The organism is Cryobacterium serini, assembly GCF_004404025.1.
GTDB classification, from domain to species: domain Bacteria; phylum Actinomycetota; class Actinomycetes; order Actinomycetales; family Microbacteriaceae; genus Cryobacterium; species Cryobacterium serini.
In genome coordinates this window covers 16,365-34,973 of sequence record NZ_SOHN01000009.1, presented here as the reverse complement: position 1 = coordinate 34,973, position 18,609 = coordinate 16,365, and the positions used below count along the sequence as shown (strand labels likewise).

Below are 18,609 nucleotides of genomic sequence, written 5' to 3'. Positions count from 1 at the left end.
ATGACCCTCATCATTGATACCCAGGACCTCGCCACCGAAGCCGCCGTCGCCGCTCCCGAGGGCACCCTTTTTCGCTTCGCGACGGCAGGCTCGGTCGACGACGGCAAGTCCACCCTGGTGGGCCGCCTGCTGCACGACTCGAAGGCCATCTTGGCCGACCAGCTCGAAGCGGTCACCCGCACGTCGACCGAGCGCGGCTTCGGCGGCGAGAGCGGCGGCATCGACTTCGCCCTGCTGACCGACGGCCTGCGCGCCGAACGTGAGCAGGGCATTACCATCGACGTGGCCTACCGCTACTTCGCAACACCCGCCCGCTCGTTCATTCTGGCGGACTGCCCCGGCCACGTGCAGTACACCCGCAACATGGTCACCGGTGCCACCACAGCGGATGCCGTCATCATGCTCATCGACGCCCGCAAAGGGGTGCTCGAACAGACGCGCCGGCACCTCAGCGTCGTCGCACTGCTGCGAGTACCCCACGTCATCATCGCGGTCAACAAGATTGACCTGCTGGACTACAACGAGGCCGCCTACCGGGAGGTGGAGGCATCCGTTCGTCTCATCACCGCCGAACTGGGCATCGCTGAAGTTCTCGTGATTCCGGTGTCGGCATTGGTCGGCGACAACGTCGTAGACCGCTCTGAGCGCACCCCCTGGTATGCCGGGCCGAGCCTGCTCGAACTGCTCGAAACCCTCACCGTGATCGACGACCTCGACGAACGAGGCCAGGCCACCGAGGCGTTTCGCCTGCCGGTCCAACTTGTGCTTCGTCCGCAGGGTGCGGTCGTCGTTACGCCGGACTTAGCCGAAACCTTTCGCGACTACCGGGCCTACGCCGGCCAGGTCGCGAGCGGCAGCATCAAAGTGGGTGACACCGTCAGCGTTGAACCCGGCGGCGGCACCAGCACCGTCACCGGCATTGACTTTGCCGGAGTCGCCCTCGACGAGGCCTTCGCGCCGCAGTCGGTCGCCCTGCGGCTGGCCGACGACCTCGACATTGCCCGCGGTGCCGTCATTGCAGCGCTGGGCACCCTGCCGCCGGTCACCCGCACCCTCCAAGCCGACCTGTTCTGGCTCGACCCGCGCCCGCTCGCTCCGGGCGCCCGAATTCTCGTGAAGTTCGGCACGACCGTGGTGCAGGCTCTGGTCAGCGAGGTTACCGGCCGGCTCGACCTGACGACCCTCGGCGTTGAACCGGCCACTTCGCTCGCCGTGAACGACATCGGGCAGGCGAGCATCCGCTTATCGCGCGATCTGCCCGTGGAACGTTACGTAGAGAACCGCCGCTCGGGCGCCTTCCTGGTGATTCACCCGCAGGACGGCGCAACCCTCGCCGCCGGCATCGTCACTGCGCCGGGCGAGCCCACCTGGGCTGGCGACGGCTCGGGCGCCGGATCGGACGTGTCGCCGTGACCTTGCCCGCACGCACGTCAGTGGTGACCGCGCCGGTGCAGACTTCTAAACCGCCCGTGGCCGGTGAGGAAGCCGCTGCGACGGACCCCGGGCCGGTCGCGATCACCATTGACGGTCTCGGCAAGCGCTACGGCACCGGTCCGCTCGTGCTCGACGACATCAACCTCTCGATCGAAGCCGGCCAGTTCGTCTGTCTGCTCGGAGCGAGCGGATGCGGCAAGTCCACACTGCTCAACATCATCGCCGGGCTGGAGAAGCCGACCGAGGGCGCCGTGACCGTGGCGAGCGGCAAGGCAGCGGTCATGTTCCAGGACGCTGCCCTGTTTCCGTGGCTGACCGCCGGCCGCAATGTGGAGCTCGCCCTGAAGCTGCGCGGCGTGCCGCGCAAGGAACGCCGGAGGGAAGCCCTCGAACTGCTCGATCTGGTCAATCTGGCCGATGCGGCCGAGAAACGCCCGCACGAGCTGTCCGGCGGTATGCGACAGCGGGTAGCCCTGGCCCGATCATTGGCGCAGGACCGCAAAGTACTGCTCATGGACGAACCGTTCGCGGCGCTTGACGCCATCACCCGCGACCTGCTGCACGAAGAGCTCGAACGGGTGTGGCGCCAGACGGGCCGTACCATTGTCTTCGTCACGCACAACGTGCGGGAAGCGGCCCGGCTCGGGCAGCGCATCCTCCTGATGTCGTCGCGCCCCGGCCGCATCGTCAACGAGTGGACCATCACCGATACCGGCTCCCGCCGAATCGAATCCCCCGAAGTAGCTCGTCTGGGCGACGAGATCACCGACCAGTTGCGAAAGGAGATTCGCCGCAATGCCGCTTGAATCACAGGCTGCCACCGCGAGGGGGCACGACCCCGACCACGACGAGTTGCGCCGCCTCGAAGCTGGCCTGGACTCCCTGCAGGCCGTCCCCGAAACGCCCCGCGGAGCCTTTCGCCGCACCGTCGACGGTGTCCTGCCACCGATTCTGCTGCTCATCGCTCTCGTCGCAGCCTGGCAGATCTACATTGTGATCGCCAAACCCCGTCCCGACCTGATTCCCGGGCCGTTCGACGTGTTCGGCGCCCTGGCCAGCGCGTGGTCGAGCGAGCGCCTCCAGCTCGCGGTTGCGACGAGCCTCGAGCGCGGCGGCCTCGGCTTTCTGATCGCCGTCGCCATCGGCACCCCGATCGGGCTGTTGCTCGCTGAATGCCGCCCGGTACGACGGGCCGTCGGCCCACTGCTGTCTGGTCTGCAGGTGCTGCCATCGGTCGCTTGGGTGCCAGCCGCGATCATCTGGTTCGGCCTCACCGACGCCACGGTGTACTTCGTCATCCTGATGGGCGCCGTCCCCTCGATCGCCAACGGACTCGTCTCCGGAGTCGACCAGATTCCGCCACAGCTTCGCCGAGTCGGCACGGTGCTGGGCGCCTCGCGCTTCGAAATGGCGACCCTCGTGGTGCTGCCGGCCGCGCTGCCCGGCTATTTCTCCGGCCTCAAGCAGGGCTGGGCTTTCGCGTGGCGTTCGTTGATGGCCGCGGAAATCATCACGACCGGCGGCACGATCGGGTTCGGCCTCGGTACCATGCTGAACCAGAGCCGAGAACTGGCCGATCTGGCGGGCGTGCTCGCGACCATCCTGGTGATTCTGTTCGTCGGGATTTTGGTCGAGCTCGTCATCTTCGCTCCGATCGAGCGTCGCCTGCTGCGCCGCCGCGGACTGATGGCCGCTGGCCTGCGCTGACCGCGCGCATCCACTTTTTTTGTCCGTTGCTGTTGAAAGGTTTTTCATGATTCCCGTTTCTTCTGCCCTGCGCGTTGCCATTATCGGCGCCGGCCCGGCCGGCATCTACGCCGGCAATATTCTGGGCCGGCTCGTGCAGGAGGCTGGTCACCAGGTAGCCATCGACCTGTTCGATTCGCTGCCAGCACCATACGGACTCATTCGCTACGGCGTCGCCCCCGACCACCCGCGAATCAAGGGCATCGTCAAGTCCTTGCAGGAGATGCTCGACGCCGGCACGATTCGCTTCATCGGCAACGTCACGTACGGCACCGACCTGACCCTCGCCGACCTGCGCGAGCAGTACCACGCGGTTATCTTCGCGACCGGCGCCATTCTCGACGCCCCGCTCGTCATTGACGGCATCGACCTGCCCGGCTCATTCGGCGCCGCCGACTTCGTGTCCTGGTATGACGGGCACCCCGACGTCCCCCTGGAATGGCCGCTCGACGCAACCGACGTGGCCGTGATCGGCAACGGCAACGTCGCCCTCGACGTGGCCCGCATTCTCGCCAAGCACGCCGACGACCTGCTCACCACCGACATTCCCGCCTCGGTCTATGCCGGCCTCGCTGGGTCTCCGGTCACCGACGTACACATATTCGGTCGTCGCGGGCCCTCCCAGGTGAAATTCACCCCGATCGAACTGCGCGAACTCGCCGACATTCCCGACGTCGACCTCGTGGTCTATGCCGAGGACTTCACCCCCGATTCGTACAGTGAACAGCTCGTCGCCAGCAATAACCAGGTCAAGATCATGACCCGCACGCTGAACGGATGGCTCACCAAGGCTCCGAGCGGCGCCTCGCGTCGTTTGCACCTGCACTTTTTGCACGCCCCGGTCGAGGTGTACGGAGACGGACGGGTGGAAGGCATCCGTTTTGAACGCACCGAACACACCGGAGACGGCGGAGTGCGATCGACCGGTCAGATTATCGACTACCCGGTGCAGGCCATCTATCGTGCGGTCGGCTACCGCGGCAGCGCCCTGACGGAAGTGCCGTTCGACGCCGTGCGCGGTGTCATTCCAAACGATGGCGGGCGGGTACTCGATGCGGCCGGCAAGCCGATCGCCGGACTTTACGCCACCGGATGGATCAAGCGCGGCCCGATCGGGCTGATTGGCCACACCAAGGGAGACGCGCTGGAAACCGTGACGCGGCTCGTGACCGACCTGCCGGTACTGGTCGCCGGGGGCACTGCTGTGGGCACGGCGGATGCGATTCTGGCCCTGTTGGACGAACGCGGGGTGGAGTTCACTACCTGGGCCGGCTGGCAGGCCCTCGATGCCCACGAACTGATGCTCGGCAGCCTCGACGAGGTCACTCCGGGTCGCGAACGCGTGAAGGTCATCTCCCGCGCGGAACAGGTAGCGATCTCGCGCACGGAAGCGTTGTTGACCCTGTGACGTATGTGATCGCTCTGCCGTGCGTCGATGTGAAAGATCGTGCTTGCATCGATGAATGCCCGGTGGACTGCATTTATGAGGGCGAACGCTCGCTCTATATCCATCCTGACGAGTGCGTCGACTGCGGGGCCTGCGAACCGGTCTGCCCGGTCGAGGCCATCTACTACGAAGATGACCTGCCCGAACAGTGGGCCGACTACTACAAAGCCAACGTCGAATTCTTCGATGACATCGGCTCCCCGGGAGGCGCCGCCAAGATCGGCGTGCTCGCCAAGGACCACCCCGTCATCTCCGCACTGCCCCCGCAGGTCTAGACCGGCCGTGGCGGCGTGACTACGCCGTCACGGCCGAGCGCGTCGGCCGGAACGTGGCCGGTTGACCGTGCCAGCTGTTCTCGAATCAGGACGCCGCGGCATTCTCCTGCTGGTCGGCTCGGGCGCCAAGGCGTTGGCCCACGACGGCGCTGACCCCGTCTTGCCGCATACTGACACCGTAGAGGGCATCCGCTATTTCCATGGTGCGTTTTTGATGCGTGATCACAATGAGCTGGCTGGTTTCGCGCAGGTCTTCGAAGATGGTCAGTAGCCGGCCGAGGTTGGCATCATCAAGGGCAGCTTCAACCTCGTCCATGATGTAGAACGGGCTCGGGCGGGCCTTGAAAATGGCGATCAAAAGCGCCACGGCGGCGAGCGAGCGTTCGCCGCCGGAGAGCAGGGACAGGCGTTCGATCTTTTTACCGGCCGGCTTCACCGACACCTCGATGCCGGTCGTGAGCAAGTCATCGGGGTGGGTGAGCCAGATGCTGCCGCTGCCGCCAGGAAACAGCACCGGAAAAACCTCGGCGAAGGCCGCCTGGGTGTCATCGAATGCAGACGAGAAGATGGTCTGCATCTTTTCGTCGATGTCGGCGATGATGGTGAGCAGGTCGCTGCGCGTTTCGGTGAGGTCGGTGAGTTGCTCCGTGAGAAACCGGTGCCGTTGCTCGAGTGCCGCGAATTCTTCAAGCGCGAGCGGGTTCACCCGGCCGAGTTGACCGAGCTTGCGTTCAGCCGCCGCGAACCGTTTCTGCTGTTCGGCCCGATCGAAACGGATACCGCCGCCTTTGTCGTCCGTATTACTGTCCGGGGCGCTTAAGCCGATACCCGTGCCGTCGGGTGGAATAACCTGATCGGGCCCATATTCGGTGATGAGCACGTCTTCTGTCAGCGCTAGTTCGCTTGCGGCGCGTTCGAGCAGGGCCGAGAGGTGCAGTTTCTTCTCGTAGATCTCGAGTTCGAGGCCGTGTACGTTCTCAGTGATCGAGGCGAGCCGCTCGCGCAGGGCGTTCTCGTCACGACGCAGCTGCTGTAGTTCGGTGTTCTGGCTGACCCGTTCGGTTTCGGCGCTCGCTAGCTGAAGCCTCGCCTCGGCGACGGAGCGATCCGCTGCGGCGAGCACGGCAGGAAGTGCCGTGGCGACCCGGGAAGCGGCATCCACTTGGCGACGACGAACGACGGCGCGGCGGGCTGCGGCGGTGGCGGCCGTGCGGTCGGCCTCGAGCTGATGGGTGAGGCTCGTGACGTGCACTTCGCCAGCGCGCACCCGCTCGCGGGCGGTTTCCACCTGCAGCCGAGTCTCGACCTCGGTCTCGCGGGCGGCCTCGAGTTCGGTGTAGAGCGCGTCGCGCAGGGTCGCGTCAAGCATGGGGCGTGGCCGTGACCGGGCGGTGGCGAGGGTGGCTGCGGCCCGTGCGTCGACGGCTTCCGCTTCGGTGACGGCGCTGCTTGCGAGCTGCAGCGCGGCGGAGACTCGGTCGACGTCGGCGGTAGCCGCGTCTGCCTGCACCGAGAGTCGCCCACGCCGTTCGGTCAGGGTGGCGAGCCGCGTTTCACAGGCGCGCAAGGCCGCCCGCGCACGGACGGACTGCTCTTTGTGCGCCTGCAACAGTGTGCGCTGTTCGGTGAAGTCAAACCGCACACGTTCGATCTGCGAGGTCACGGCCGCCAGTTTCTCGGCGGCGGTATCGCGTTCGGCGACGAGTTCGAGCCTGCTCTGCCTGGCGCCGGACCCTCCGCGGACGACCCACGGGCTCAGCACCTCTCCGGCGAGGGTAATGACGGTGAGGTCGTTCGGTAGCTGTATGGTGCTGGCCACGGCAAAATCGTCGGCCACGACGGTCTGGGCGAGCAGACCACGTACTCCCGCCGGGCCGTCGATGACCGAGTTCGCCCAGCGGATGCCCGGCTGCGCGCCCAGTTCATCAACTGGCGCTGCAGGGTTATCGGTATCGGTATCAGCATCGGCATCAGCCACGATCAGTTCAACCCTTCCGTAATCGTCGCGTTCGGCCTGCATGATCGCGGCTAGTGCGGCTTCGCGGTTGTCGGCAAGCACGGCGTCAGCGAGGGAACCGAGTGCGGCAGCGATCGCCGTCTCGAACCCCGGCTGCACCCGCACATGGTCGGCCACGAGGCCGCGAATGCCGGCTAACTGCGCCGCGAGCACCGCCGACGAGCCGTCCTTCTGATCGAGCGCGAGGGAAAACGCGCCCTGTCGGGCCGCCTGGGCGTCGCGTTCCCGCTCGAGCCGGTGCAGGTCATCACGAAGGTGCTCCACCTCGGCCTCAACGCGCTGCACCGCGGTCTGGGCGAGTTCGAATGCCTCGGAGAGCTCGCCCGAGTCGGGTTCGCCAGCCGGCACGTCGGCTGGCAGTTCGTCGAGCTGTTCCTGCGCTTTTCGACTGCGGTCCACGGCGTCACCCCGAGCATTCTGCTGCCGCAACTGCTCACCGCGCACCGCAGTAAGCCGCGACGTCGCCGCCTCGGATTGCCCGGTCAGGTGCGAGATTTCAAGGTCGTGGCGAGAGACGAGTGCTGCCTGAGCCGCAATGTCTTCGTCGACCGCGTCGAGACACGATCGGGCCGCCGCACTCTGCTCCCGGCCGATGTCTGAGGCGATTTGGGCCGTCTCGATGCCTGCACGCAACTGCTCAACCTCGGCGGCGGCCTCGGCCAGCATGGTCGGGGTGACACTCGACACGAGTCCGGTCGACTCCGCCTGCGAACCCAGCAGGGCAAGTCGCTGATTGGCGAGGGTGAACAGTCCACGCAGGCGTTCTTGCACCGACTCCAGTTCGTGGCTGGTGCGGCGAGCCAGGTCGACGGCATCGCCGACCTGGGTGAGCTCAAGCCGCTGCACTCGCCCCTGCTTCTGCGAGAGCTGTTCCTGGAGCACGACCCGCTCGGTGTGCCGTTCACTCTCGGTGCGGTCACAGGCGTCGAGGGCGGTACGCAGCGCCACGACGTCGTCGGCGAGGAGGCGGGCGCGGGCGTCGCGGACGACGGCAGCGATGGTCTGCGCTTCCCGGGCGATTTCGGCCTGGTGTCCGAGCGGCTTGAGTTGGCGCCGAATCTCCCCGGCAAGGTCGCTCAGCCGCGTGAGGTTGGTCTGCATCGCATCAAGTTTGCGCAGAGTCTTTTCTTTGCGGCGCCGGTGTTTGAGAATGCCGGCGGCCTCTTCGATGAAGCCTCGACGTTCCTCGGGGCTCGCACGCAGCACAGCGTCGAGCTGTCCCTGCCCAACGATGACGTGCATCTCCCGGCCAAGGCCGGAGTCGCTGAGCAGTTCCTGCACGTCGAGCAGGCGGCACGTGCGCCCGTTGATGGCGTACTCGCTTGCGCCATTGCGAAACAGGGTGCGCGAAATGGTGACTTCGGAGTACTCGATCGGCAGGGCGCCGTCGGTGTTGTCAATGGTGAGAATAACCTCGGCCCGGCCGAGCGGACCGCGGGTGGACGTGCCGGCGAAGATGACGTCTTCCATTTTGCCGCCGCGCAAGGTTTTCACGCCCTGCTCGCCCATTACCCAGGCCAGGGCGTCGACGACGTTGGACTTGCCCGAGCCGTTCGGGCCCACAACGCAGGTGACACCGGGCTCAAAAGCGAACGTCGTCGGCTGCGCGAACGATTTGAAGCCCTTGAGGGTGAGGCTCTTCAAATACAACAGAAACCCTTTCGGTTGTCGGCCACCAGTACTCGTCTCGACGCTGATTCAACGGTACCGTGACCCACCGACACTGGCAGGGACATCCGCTAATCGCGAAGTGTGGCGTGCACACTTCGGTCGCTCGGACTACTCTGGCGCAGCATGAGCGACTTCTCGATCGACGAACTCGTCATTCCCGCAACTCCTAATGCGCCCGGCTGACCCGAACGACGACCCTGCCTGCCTGAGCGTGCAGGTGCTGCCAGCGTGGCGCCACCGCGGTATCGGAACCGCCCGTGCCGACCAGAGCCCGGGGCATCCGTCGGTCACGACCTTCAACGCCGAGGAGAACCGCCACATGCTCGCGGTCAACGAGGCGCTCGGCTTCGGGCCGATGCGCTCCGAGGGTGTCTGGAAACGCTTCGTGCCACCTGTTGCCTAATCATGAGTCATGAATTCTGGCTCTGTCCTGATTAGCGGGTCGAAATCATCGAGGCCCCTCTTTGAGGTGCTGCTAGCCTTGCGGTTTCAGACTGAGGGGGTTCTGGTGGTTGCACTTACCCAGATGAAAGTGATTGGTCCGTTGTTGTATCTGGTCGCGGGGATACTCGCGGCGCTCGTCGGGCTATTGCCTTGGCTGGTCACCGGGATGCGCCTTCCGCTTCAGAATCTGTGGGCGGTGACCTCCCGGGCGGAAGACATGCCGATCGTCCTGCTGCCATTCAGCCAGTACACGATCACCCTCATCGTCGCGGTGGTCGTGACCGGGTCAGCGCTCGCCGGCGGCCTCGCCCGGGTGACGCGCGCACAGCACCCCCGATTCGCTCTCGCCGCGATCATTGTCGGAGTGCTTCTCGTGCAGGTCATTGCCATCACGCAGACCGCCGTCACCGTCGCCACCGGACTCGCGGAGAGTCCGGCCGCGAAGGTATACCTGTTCGTTCTGACCGCCGGAACACTGGCGGCCAGCCTGATCGGACTACTCATTCTTGTGCTCATCGCCCGAGCGCCTGCCGCTGGCGCGGTGGTGGCCGTGAGCCTCGCCGCCGTAGCCTTTAGCTCCTGGGTCAACGGACTCATCGCGCATCCGTTCAGCTTTGAGACAACCGAAACGACCAGTACTCTGCTGGGCGCAGCCCGGTGGGTTCCGGCTGTGATCGTGGGGCTCGCCGTGGCCTGGTGTGGCCTGGCAACGATTGGTCGGGTGACCGGGGCGATCGTCAGTTTTCTTGCCCTCTGGATCGGACCGACGCTGTTCACAGCCGTGAGCGCAGCCGCGGGAACTCGTGTCCTTGCCGCCTACCCGGCCGAGATGCTCGATTATGGTGCGCAGGTATTCGTCAGCGCGCTGGGTGTGAAGGGCGGATCGGCCTCGCTCCTGATCCCCGCAGTCGTCGTGATGGTTCTGGGCCTGGCTGTGCGCTGGGCACTGCGGCGGCGGCGTATGCAGGCGGCCCTGGCCTGATGCCCCCGCCACACCGTCCAGTTCACCTCTCTCTACACCGCCCGAACGCCAACTTGTAGAAGACCGATTTGTGAGATCGGGAAACCTCCGTGAACCCTGCCTTTACGAGGACCCGTTGAGATGCATAGTTTTCGAGGTCAGTGTCTGCCTTGACCTGCACTGCACCATTCTGCAGTGCACACCGAATCGCGGCGCGGAGTGCTTCTGTGGCGAGTCCGCGTCCCCGAACGGCCTCCACGAGTCCGTAACCGATTTCAACCAAACCCTCCGCGTCTGGAGGGCCAAAGAACCCGATACCGCCCACTGCTACGTCGCCGTCGTTGATGCGGACTGAATAAAGCGTAAAGACTGTTTCACTCTGGCCGGATTCGGCGAGGGCTCTCAGCGGATCCAGTTCATCGTCCAGCGGATAGTCCGCATGCCAGACGTCGTCGGGTTCATGCTCTCGGTTAACAATGCGCTGCGCCTCAAACGGCGTCAGGGAATGCAGCGTCAATCGATCTGTAACAATATCCATGACTGAAGAATGACAAACCCCCGCCCGGATGCCTCCCTAAGCGGGATGCTGCGGTCGCGCGGGACCTGCGCCGCTGGCGGGAGGCGCAACTCACGCGCACTGGCGCAAGTCCAGCGCGACGCTCTCGACCGGATGCCCACGGCTGTATTCCCGCGTGAACGTCCGACTACCACCGTCCAGCGGCTAACGCAGGCGCTGGCAGTGCGGACAGAAGTGCGAGCCGCGGTTCATGAACTGTTCGCGAACGATCAGGGTGCCGCAGCGGGAGCACGGGTTTCCCTGCCGTCCGTAGGCTTCGAGGCTGTGGGCAAAGTAGCCGGACTGCCCGTTCACGTTCACATACTGCGCGTCAAAGCTGGTGCCGCCCTCGGCCAGAGCGCGGTGCAAAATGGTGCGCATGGCCGCGAGCAGTGTCGTCGCCCTGGCGCGCGACAGCGACGCGGCAGGCTGCTCATAGTGGATCCGCGCGGCGAACAACGCTTCGTCCGCGTAGATATTGCCGATGCCGCTAATCAGGTTTTGATCGAGCAGCGCCCGCTTAATGCCGGTGTTCTTCCGTGCGAGTGCTGCGAAGAAGGCACGGGGCGAGAACGACGGGTCGATCGGGTCGCGGGCAATGTGCGCAACCTGTCCGGGAATGCGGTCCTGCCAGACGGCATCCGCTGTGGCCATACCGGAATAGCCGCCCGGCAGCCCGTCGCTGGTGGCGATCATGGTGTCCACGGCCATGCTTCCAAAAATGCGCTGGTCGACGAAATTGACCCACAGTTCGCCGTGGGTCGGCTGTTCCAGCGTCAAGCGGATGCGCAACATGCGATCATCGGCCGCCCCGGGAGCCCGCAGCAGCACCTGGCCGCTCATACCGAGGTGAATGACGAGTGCCTGGCCGCTGTCAAGCGGCAGCCATAGAAACTTGCCGCGGCGCACCGCCGCGAGAATGCGCCGCCCAATGAGTTGCTCGGCGAATGTCCCATTTGCACGAGCGTGCCGGCGCAGGGAACGTTCGTCGAAGACCTCGACCCCGGTGACTACAGCATCGGTGACGGCCGGCTGAAGACCGGAACGCACGACTTCAACCTCGGGCAGTTCGGGCATTTCGTGCGACTTTAGAGCGCGCTGAGCTGGTCGATGGCCTCGCGTGCCGCGGCCATTTCAGCGAACTTCTTGCTCGGTCCGACGCCCTGGGCAGTCACGGAGGAACCGATCGCTACGGTCGCGACAAAAATCTTCGAGTGATCGGGGCCGCTCGATTCGAGCGTGTAAACGGGAACCTCCACGCCAATGCTCGCAGCGAGCTCTTGCAGGCTCGTTTTCGGGTCCATCGACACACCAAAGTGGCCGGGTTCAGCCAACAGGGGCTCGATCAGGCGCAGCACGAACGCGGTGGCGACTTCGCCACCGGCATCCAGAAAAGTCGCCCCGATGAGCGCCTCAACGGTGTCTGCCAGAATCGACGCTTTATCGCGCCCGCCGGTGAGAATCTCACCGCGTCCAAGGCGAATGTAATCGCCCAGCCCGAGACCGCGGGCGATCTGTGCGAGGGCGGCCGTGGAGACCAGGCTGGCCCGGCGTTTGGCCAGATGACCTTCGTCGAGGTCGGGGTAGGTGCGGTAGAGCATCACCGTGACGGCCTGGCCCAGAATCGAGTCGCCCAGAAATTCGAGGCGCTCGTTCGTAGGAATACCACCGTTTTCGTACGCAAAAGACCGGTGGGTCAGAGCAAGCTCTAGAATCACCGGTTCAATCTGCACTCCGAGGGTCGCCAACAGGGGCGACCGCTCGGCACTCACACTCTTCATCTGTCTACCTTCATCGACCGCATTCCGGTCTCTTCAGAAGGGGTGACTTAGATGTCGGCGACTTTACGACCCTTGTATTCCATGAACAACGGGGTGCCGGTGGAGTCGGTGACAACCTTGGCGCGGTGCGGCAGGCTGTAAACGACCTTGCCGCCCTCCATGGTCTTCACGAGGGTGGGAGGCGTGGCCTTCCACTGCGCGCGACGCGAGTGGGTGTTGGAACGCGACATCTTGCGCTTCGGAACTGCCATGACTACTTCTCTTCTCTGCTGTCTGAAACATGGATGTCCGCACCCATGTCTTTGTCTGTGGAAGCCGTAAACCCCGCAAGCGCTGACCACCGGGGATCGTAGCTCTCGTCGGAAACGAGTTCGGGCAGTTCGGCAAGCGGTTGTCCGGTCTCACTGTCAAGACCTGGGCAATCCCGCCGACATACCGGCTGGAACGGAAGTGCTAACACTACCGCGTCCCGGATCAAAGATTCCAAATCGACATTGTCGTCTAGAATCTCAAACTCGAAGGCTTCCTCCTGAGGATAACCGAAAAGCTCGGCAAACTGAACTCGAACCGGCAGGTCGATGTCTTTCAGGCACCGGCCGCACTCGCCGAGTGCACGTCCATACACCTCGATGCTGACCAGGATTCCTTCGTGCATTGCCTCGAGCCGCAGCTCGGTCGACAGAATCGAACCGGCTTTCACCGCTACGAGGCCAGCACCGAGATCGTCGGGAACCACAATGTCGAGGTGGCGTTCGTGCATGGTACCCGGGCGGTTGATGAGGTCACGCACGTCGACCGTATACGGAGTCTTCTTGAACTTAGTCACGGTCATAAATTGTACGCGTTCTGGGTGAGTGCTCCGTTCAGGGGGCGATCGTACGGGCCCGTCGCTCTCCGCGCAGCACCGCAGCCAGAGTGGCGAACAGTGAGGCAGGAGCGAATATTGCCCGAAAACGGATGCCGACAGTCGCCCCGCCGTGCACCCCTCGCAAGGCCACGGTCAGGTCGTCGGCGAGGGTTTCTGACGACGCCTGCGACCGGTCGAACCGCGAGCGTTCGAACGCCAGAAGTACCCGTTCGAGTGCTTCCATCACCGCAGGATCCACGGTTCGGAGACGTTTCAGGCGGGCAGCGAAGGCCCGGGGAGTTTCGGTAACCGGCACCGGTATGCCGTGATCGAGGCTGGTGTGCCGCAACTCGGTCCAGGCGAGGCCTGCCCCGGCTTTTCCGGAGCGAATGCGGCGCACCCGCGAACCACGCAGCATCCGTCTGGCTGCCGCCGGGAGGAGGATCACGAGCAGTACCAGCGTGCTGAGTCCGAGGATTCCGAGAACGTTGCTGGACTCGACCCTCTGCGTCACTGCTCCGCGTTCCAGGGCGGAATCGTCCACTAGCAGGTCCGGGCTGAGAGCGGGAGCCCTCGTGGCGCCGGCCCCACCTGGTGCTGCATTGGGTGTGTCGGCAACTGCTGCCCGCTCGTAGTTGGGTACGGTGCCACGGCCGGGCGTTGGCTCGAATTTCACCCAGCCGATGCCGACGAAGTACAACTCCGGCCAGGCGTGCAGGTCGTGGGAGTCAACGTTGTACTGCCCCAGTCCCTGCTCGAGATCCTGCGATTTAACCCCGGGCAGGTAGCCGAGGGAGACCCGCGAGGGGATACCGAGGGTGCGTGCCATCGCGGCCATGGTGGAGGCGAAATGCACGCAGTAACCGCGTTTTTCCTCAAGGAACGTTCCAATCACCCCAACTCCGCCACCGTCGTAACCGTCTTCAACGGGCGCGTCGGTGTCGTAGCTGAAGGCGCTGCTTCGTAAATAGGTCTGAATCGCGACAGCGGCGTCGTAGTTCGACGTTGTGTCCGCCGTCACCTCACGTGCGCTCTCCTCGATGATCGACGGCGGGTCGGCCGGGAGTTGTAGATTACCCACAACGCTCGCGGGATAGTCGGTGTTCGACTGTCGCAGTTGCTCGGCGGTGGGTTTCAATTCCAATGACGACACCGTGTATTTCTGACCAAGAGTGTTCCCCGTGACGCTCGCGATCGCCCGGGTACGGCTGTCCCAGTACCAGCGACCGGTCAAACCCTCGATACTGCTTGCACGTGCCGGCGCGGGCAGCCAGTGGCTGTTGACGCCGTCGATGACGACCGACGTCGACGCTTCCACTGTTTCCACTTCGGCATCGAGCCCGAATGGCTTCGGAATAGCGTCGACGGTATTGCGTGCGTCTGCCCCCTCGACGCGGGCCGTCCAGTTCAATCCGATGATCTCGTCAAGGGTGAGCAGGGTGAAATAAGGCTGCTCCGTACCGGTCGACGTGTAGTGAAATGCTGCCCCGGCCTTGGGCCGACGCAGGTCCTGTCCGAGATTGATCATGGGGCTCACCCCACTACCAAACAGCAATCCACCGGTCCGGGCCGTCACGAGTCCTCCGGCAGTAAAAGCCGGGGCGAGCGTACTCAGCAGCAGGGCACCCACGATGGCCAGGGATCCCACCAGGAGTGCGCCGCCGATCGGCCCGCGGCCGCTCGGCCGCTCCGATCGGTAGGCACGCAGCGAGCCCGCACCGGTCGAAGGATGCCTGGCCGTCTGCGTGCGCCGCACATACACGTCAACCCGCAACAGCAACAAGAATGCGATCGCGGCCACGACGAGAGCGGCGATATCGGCCCCACCATCGATGACGAAGCTCGGGGCGAGGAGCGGCACGAGTGTGAACGCCGCGCCGAGGGCGGGCCAGCGGAGCGTCATGGTGAACAGGTCCAGGAAAATAGCGATCAGTCCGGTGCCGCCGACCAGTAGGAAGAGGATACCGATGGTCACCTCGGCCGGCGTACTCTGTTGGACGATCGAGGCCCCACCATCAGTGATCAACCCGCTGAACACATCGATGGTCTGCGGTGTCGGGATGAGCCAGAACAGGCCGGTACCGCCAGCGAACAACACCGTCATCGTGCCGAGCAGCACCAGGACGTTCGCTACCGGGATGACCGCGCGCGGCAGCCCGATGCGGCGAAACAGCGCCGCGCCGACCAGCACAACGGCGCCGGCCATCGCGCAGACCCACCACCAGGCGCTGCCTCGAAGCAGCGGCCCGAGTGCAGCACAACTGATGAGGAGTAACAATAAGAGGCTGAGGGCCAGCGGCCAGAGCGCGGCATCACGCCCGCCACGCCGGCGACGTGCCGGACCGCCGGGGCGTGCCGGGGGCGGCGTCTGGCGCGTGCTCGCGGGTGCTGCCCGCTTGGTAACCACGCTAGTCATGATTGGCACCTCGATCCCCGCTCACGTCGTTCCACGCGTCTACCAGGTCATCGGCCGCGGCAAGCTCCAGACAGCGCCAGCCGGCGTCCCGCAGACGTTCGCGGGCCACACCGCTGACGGTGCGTTGCACGAACGCTATGGCGGGCTCACAGTGACGCACGAGGGCGACGAGGTCGTCGACATCCGCATCGGACACGGTCACGAGCATCGCGAATGTCGGAAGTGATAGCTGCGCGTTTCGCAAGGCGGCACGAACCGGGGCTCGGCGCTTGGCGGACAGTCGCGCGCCGCGGGCAGGCCACGGCACCGGAACCACACTGGCGAGGGCTTCCAGCAGGGCGCGATCGCCGCCGGGGGCGCGAAAAGTGGCGGGCACGTCGCCGTGCATCCCACCCAGGGTCTGTTGGTCGCCCGGCAGCAGTTGGCTGGCGCCCAGCTCGATCACCTCGAGGCGGTAGCCAGCGTCGAGCAGATGCACACCAACGGATGCCGCCAGCTCGATCGCGAGTTCAAAACCGGCCACGAGATGCGGTGGAACATGCCCGGCGCCGAGCCCCGCCGCGCCGGTCAAGGTCGTGTCGAGTACGATGCGGGCCTCCGGATTGCTGCGCTGCTCTTCCTGCCGCACCATGATTTCCCCGTGCCGGGCGGTGGCCGGCCAGTTCACTCGGCGCAGGGCATCGCCCGGGCGGTATTCGCGGGCGATGAGTTCGTCGGAGGTGGGAGTGGTCTGGCGCACCAGCTCTCGGATCGAGCCGTCGTTGTTGGACTGGGCGACGGCGCTGCCTGGCAGCGGCGTCACGCGCGGCGTCACGATCAAGTCGTGCGGCGAACCAGCCTGTCGGTCGCTGTGCGCGAAGCCGAACGGGTCGTGACGAGATACACGGAGCGGGCCGACATCGTAAACGCCGCGGTGGCGCGGCACGACGGAGTATTCCAAGCGCACTGAATCGCCGGTCGCGCCGATCCGGCTCACGAGGGGAAGGATGGCCGCCGCCGGCACCTCAACGCCGGGTGATGGGGTGTCGGCCCACCAGGCATTGCTGAGCGGCGCCGCCGAGAGGTTGTGCAACTGCAGGGAGATCACACTCTCACCGCCGACCGACACGATCGGCGGCCGAAAGACCCTGCTGACTTCGACTCGGGCGGGGCGGAGCGAAACGTAACCGGCTGCCACGAGCGGCGCCATGATCAAGAGGCTTGCCACGAACATCATGTCACGGCTGTTGACCAGCACAGCGTTGGCGAACAGCACAACTCCGGCCGCCAGAATAACCCAGCCGCGCAGGGTGAGACGCGTGGCGAATCGGGCCGCCAGCCGCGTAAACCAGTCGGCATTCACCGGCCCAGGTTCTCTCACCCCGGAGGCCATGGCTACGACGCCCCGGTAGAACCAACGGGCCGCGTCGAAACGGCGTGCACGGACGGCGCCGGTGGAGACGCCGCCGATTCGAACGGCTTCGATGGAAACCGATCGGATGCCGCGACGCCGACCGGTACTGGCGTTTCAGCGAGAATTCGACGCACGATGTCGTCAATCACCGGACCGCTGTCCTGGTGGTGGTGACCCAACGCCCGGCTGGTGGGGACCAGCCGATGGCCGAGAACGGCCACCGCGAGCGAGTCGATATCGTCGGGTAAGACGTAGTCCCGACCGCTCAACGCCGCCTGCGCTTTCGCAGCCCGGATGAGTTGAAGCGTCGCTCTTGGGCTGCCACCGAGACGCAGGTCGCGATCGTCGCGGGTGGCGCGCACCAGGTTGACCGCGTACTCCTTGACCGCCGCGGAGGCGAAAACTGCTCGTGCTGTGAGCATCATGTCACGCAGAGTCTCCTCCGATACCACGGCCGAGATCAGGGCGAGCGGGCTGTTGGTGTCGCGCGAATCGAGCATCGCGAGCTCCGAGTCGGAGTCGGGGTAGCCCATGGAAATTCGAGCCATGAACCGGTCCCGTTGCGCCTCAGGAAGGGCGTAGGTTCCCTCCATCTCGATCGGGTTTTGAGTAGCGATAACCGTGAACGGCAGGGCCAGTGGGTAGGTGGTGCCGTCAACGGTGACCTGGCGCTCCTCCATCGATTCCAGAAGCGCCGACTGGGTTTTCGGACTCGCCCGGTTGATCTCATCACCGATGACAATGTTGGCGAAGACCGGGCCCGGTTTGAACTCGAAGCGGCGCTCGGCCTGATTGAATACGGACACCCCGGTCACGTCGGATGGCAGCAGGTCGGGGGTGAATTGAATTCGCCCGACCGTGCAGTTTACGGAGCGGGCGAGCGCCTTGGCCAGCATGGTCTTGCCGACACCGGGAACGTCCTCGATGAGCAGGTGACCCTCGGCCAGCAGAACAGTCAGCGCGATCTGCACGGCCTCGTGCTTGCCATCAATGACCGTCTCGACGTTTTGCATGATCGCGCGCCCCGCATCTTGCAACTCGCGCAGGTTGCCCGCCGAAACTTCCTGTGCCGGCGGGGAGGAACGAGTCGGTTTGAGGTTCATACCCGCGACCGCTCCAGATACTGCGCAACGGCTCGCGGCACGTACGGCGAGACGTCGCCGCCCAGGCCGGCGACCTGGCGCACCAGAGAGCTGGAGACATGGGCGTTGGCCGGATCGGGCAGCAAAAAGACTGTCTCGACCGCGGCCAGATTGCGATTGACGATCGCCATCGGCGTCTCATAGGCGACATCGACCTGCGAGCGGATGCCCTTGACCAGCACGCTCGCACCGACGTCCATACAGTAGTCCACGAGCAATCCCATGCTCCAGCTGGCGACCACGATATTGGTCGGCAGCCCGGCCTCTGTGATGGCCTGTTCCAGCAGCGAGACGCGCTGACTGATGGGCAAGAGGGCCGATTTGTCGGGGTTGTGCACCACGAGAACATGAAGCTCGTCAAACAGGCCGGCCGCGCGATCGATCACGTCCAGGTGGCCCAGGGTGACGGGGTCAAATGATCCAGGGACAACGGCGATCCTGCGCATGATCACACCCTACTGCCACACGCTGACGGAACG

The 18,609-nt window shown here is 65.0% G+C and carries 17 protein-coding genes; 7 read left to right on the top strand and 10 right to left on the bottom strand.

What is annotated here, in order from left to right; genetic code table 11:
- The 5 genes from E3T51_RS05690 (at position 1) to fdxA (ending at position 4,902) form a co-directional block, all read left to right on the top strand.
- Complete coding sequence (locus tag E3T51_RS05690) at positions 1-1,413, top strand: sulfate adenylyltransferase subunit 1 (protein WP_134528696.1); 1,413 nt, start codon at positions 1-3, stop codon at positions 1,411-1,413.
- A 101-nt stretch (positions 1,414-1,514) separates the two neighbouring features.
- Complete coding sequence (locus E3T51_RS05685; RefSeq protein WP_198417845.1) at positions 1,515-2,240, top strand: ABC transporter ATP-binding protein; 726 nt, start codon at positions 1,515-1,517, stop codon at positions 2,238-2,240.
- The gene (locus E3T51_RS05680; RefSeq protein WP_134528695.1) at positions 2,230-3,141 is read left to right on the top strand and encodes an ABC transporter permease; all 912 of its coding nucleotides are present in this window, start codon (positions 2,230-2,232) and stop codon (positions 3,139-3,141) included. Before E3T51_RS05685 ends, E3T51_RS05680 begins: the two co-directional genes overlap by 11 nt.
- A gap of 46 nt (positions 3,142-3,187) precedes the next feature.
- Complete coding sequence (locus tag E3T51_RS05675) at positions 3,188-4,588, top strand: FAD-dependent oxidoreductase (protein ID WP_134528693.1); 1,401 nt, start codon at positions 3,188-3,190, stop codon at positions 4,586-4,588.
- The gene (gene fdxA, locus E3T51_RS05670; RefSeq protein ID WP_134528691.1) at positions 4,585-4,902 is read left to right on the top strand and encodes a ferredoxin; all 318 of its coding nucleotides are present in this window, start codon (positions 4,585-4,587) and stop codon (positions 4,900-4,902) included. The genes E3T51_RS05675 and fdxA overlap by 4 nt, the downstream gene beginning before the upstream one ends.
- An 85-nt stretch (positions 4,903-4,987) precedes the next feature.
- On the opposite strand, the gene smc is transcribed toward fdxA, so the two are convergent.
- The gene (gene smc, locus E3T51_RS05665) at positions 4,988-8,569 is read right to left on the bottom strand and encodes a chromosome segregation protein SMC (RefSeq protein WP_134528689.1); all 3,582 of its coding nucleotides are present in this window, start codon (positions 8,567-8,569) and stop codon (positions 4,988-4,990) included.
- 190 nt (positions 8,570-8,759) lie between these two features.
- Here smc and E3T51_RS05660 point away from each other — a divergent pair, with 190 nt between their 5' ends.
- Both E3T51_RS05660 and E3T51_RS05655 read left to right on the top strand, forming a co-directional pair.
- Positions 8,760-8,993, top strand: a complete 234-nt coding sequence (locus E3T51_RS05660) for a GNAT family protein (protein WP_134528688.1) — start codon at positions 8,760-8,762, stop codon at positions 8,991-8,993.
- A gap of 123 nt (positions 8,994-9,116) precedes the next feature.
- On the top strand, positions 9,117-10,016 hold the full coding sequence (locus E3T51_RS05655) for a hypothetical protein (RefSeq protein WP_166806395.1): 900 nt from the start codon (positions 9,117-9,119) through the stop codon (positions 10,014-10,016).
- A 22-nt stretch (positions 10,017-10,038) separates the two neighbouring features.
- Here the strand turns inward: E3T51_RS05655 and E3T51_RS05650 are convergent, their stop codons facing one another.
- The 9 genes from E3T51_RS05650 to coaD form a co-directional block, all read right to left on the bottom strand.
- Positions 10,039-10,533, bottom strand: coding sequence for a GNAT family N-acetyltransferase (locus tag E3T51_RS05650; RefSeq protein WP_134528684.1), 495 nt, complete (start codon positions 10,531-10,533; stop codon positions 10,039-10,041).
- 183 nt (positions 10,534-10,716) lie between these two features.
- Complete coding sequence (gene mutM / locus E3T51_RS05645) at positions 10,717-11,628, bottom strand: bifunctional DNA-formamidopyrimidine glycosylase/DNA-(apurinic or apyrimidinic site) lyase (RefSeq protein WP_134528682.1); 912 nt, start codon at positions 11,626-11,628, stop codon at positions 10,717-10,719.
- Positions 11,629-11,639: 11 nt separating this feature from the next.
- Positions 11,640-12,332 (bottom strand): ribonuclease III, encoded by a 693-nt coding sequence (gene rnc, locus E3T51_RS05640; RefSeq protein WP_134528680.1) that lies wholly within the window; start codon positions 12,330-12,332, stop codon positions 11,640-11,642.
- 47 nt (positions 12,333-12,379) lie between these two features.
- A complete protein-coding gene (rpmF, locus tag E3T51_RS05635; RefSeq protein ID WP_092108959.1) occupies positions 12,380-12,583 on the bottom strand; it encodes a 50S ribosomal protein L32 in 204 nt (67 codons plus the stop codon).
- A gap of 2 nt (positions 12,584-12,585) precedes the next feature.
- The gene (locus E3T51_RS05630; protein ID WP_420898411.1) at positions 12,586-13,158 is read right to left on the bottom strand and encodes a YceD family protein; all 573 of its coding nucleotides are present in this window, start codon (positions 13,156-13,158) and stop codon (positions 12,586-12,588) included.
- Positions 13,159-13,195: 37 nt separating this feature from the next.
- Positions 13,196-15,595 carry a transglutaminase TgpA family protein gene (locus E3T51_RS05625; protein WP_134528677.1) on the bottom strand — a complete coding sequence of 800 codons (2,400 nt, stop codon included), beginning with the start codon at positions 15,593-15,595 and terminating at the stop codon, positions 13,196-13,198.
- Positions 15,588-16,937, bottom strand: coding sequence for a DUF58 domain-containing protein (locus E3T51_RS05620; protein ID WP_166806394.1), 1,350 nt, complete (start codon positions 16,935-16,937; stop codon positions 15,588-15,590). Before E3T51_RS05620 ends, E3T51_RS05625 begins: the two co-directional genes overlap by 8 nt.
- Before the next feature lie 32 nt (positions 16,938-16,969).
- Positions 16,970-18,091 carry an AAA family ATPase gene (locus tag E3T51_RS05615; protein WP_134528672.1) on the bottom strand — a complete coding sequence of 374 codons (1,122 nt, stop codon included), beginning with the start codon at positions 18,089-18,091 and terminating at the stop codon, positions 16,970-16,972.
- Positions 18,088-18,576: a pantetheine-phosphate adenylyltransferase gene (gene coaD, locus E3T51_RS05610; RefSeq protein ID WP_174844566.1), complete on the bottom strand. Its 489-nt coding sequence runs from the start codon at positions 18,574-18,576 to the stop codon at positions 18,088-18,090. The genes E3T51_RS05615 and coaD overlap by 4 nt, the downstream gene beginning before the upstream one ends.
- Between the last annotated feature and the right edge of the window lie 33 nt (positions 18,577-18,609).

What these genes read in the sequence shown, in the direction of transcription:
- E3T51_RS05675 (WP_134528693.1), top strand. Translation starts at nt 3,188, where the DNA reads ATGATTCCCGTTTCTTCTGCCCTGCGCGTTGCCATTATCGGCGCCGGC.
- E3T51_RS05655 (WP_166806395.1), top strand. Translation starts at nt 9,117, where the DNA reads ATGAAAGTGATTGGTCCGTTGTTGTATCTGGTCGCGGGGATACTCGCG.
- rnc (WP_134528680.1), bottom strand. Translation starts at nt 12,332, where the DNA reads ATGAAGAGTGTGAGTGCCGAGCGGTCGCCCCTGTTGGCGACCCTCGGA.
- mutM (WP_134528682.1), bottom strand. Translation starts at nt 11,628, where the DNA reads ATGCCCGAACTGCCCGAGGTTGAAGTCGTGCGTTCCGGTCTTCAGCCG.
- E3T51_RS05690 (WP_134528696.1), top strand. Translation starts at nt 1, where the DNA reads ATGACCCTCATCATTGATACCCAGGACCTCGCCACCGAAGCCGCCGTC.
- E3T51_RS05660 (WP_134528688.1), top strand. Translation starts at nt 8,760, where the DNA reads ATGCGCCCGGCTGACCCGAACGACGACCCTGCCTGCCTGAGCGTGCAG.
- E3T51_RS05615 (WP_134528672.1), bottom strand. Translation starts at nt 18,091, where the DNA reads ATGAACCTCAAACCGACTCGTTCCTCCCCGCCGGCACAGGAAGTTTCG.
- E3T51_RS05680 (WP_134528695.1), top strand. Translation starts at nt 2,230, where the DNA reads ATGCCGCTTGAATCACAGGCTGCCACCGCGAGGGGGCACGACCCCGAC.
- rpmF (WP_092108959.1), bottom strand. Translation starts at nt 12,583, where the DNA reads ATGGCAGTTCCGAAGCGCAAGATGTCGCGTTCCAACACCCACTCGCGT.
- E3T51_RS05650 (WP_134528684.1), bottom strand. Translation starts at nt 10,533, where the DNA reads ATGGATATTGTTACAGATCGATTGACGCTGCATTCCCTGACGCCGTTT.
- coaD (WP_174844566.1), bottom strand. Translation starts at nt 18,576, where the DNA reads ATGCGCAGGATCGCCGTTGTCCCTGGATCATTTGACCCCGTCACCCTG.
- E3T51_RS05625 (WP_134528677.1), bottom strand. Translation starts at nt 15,595, where the DNA reads ATGACTAGCGTGGTTACCAAGCGGGCAGCACCCGCGAGCACGCGCCAG.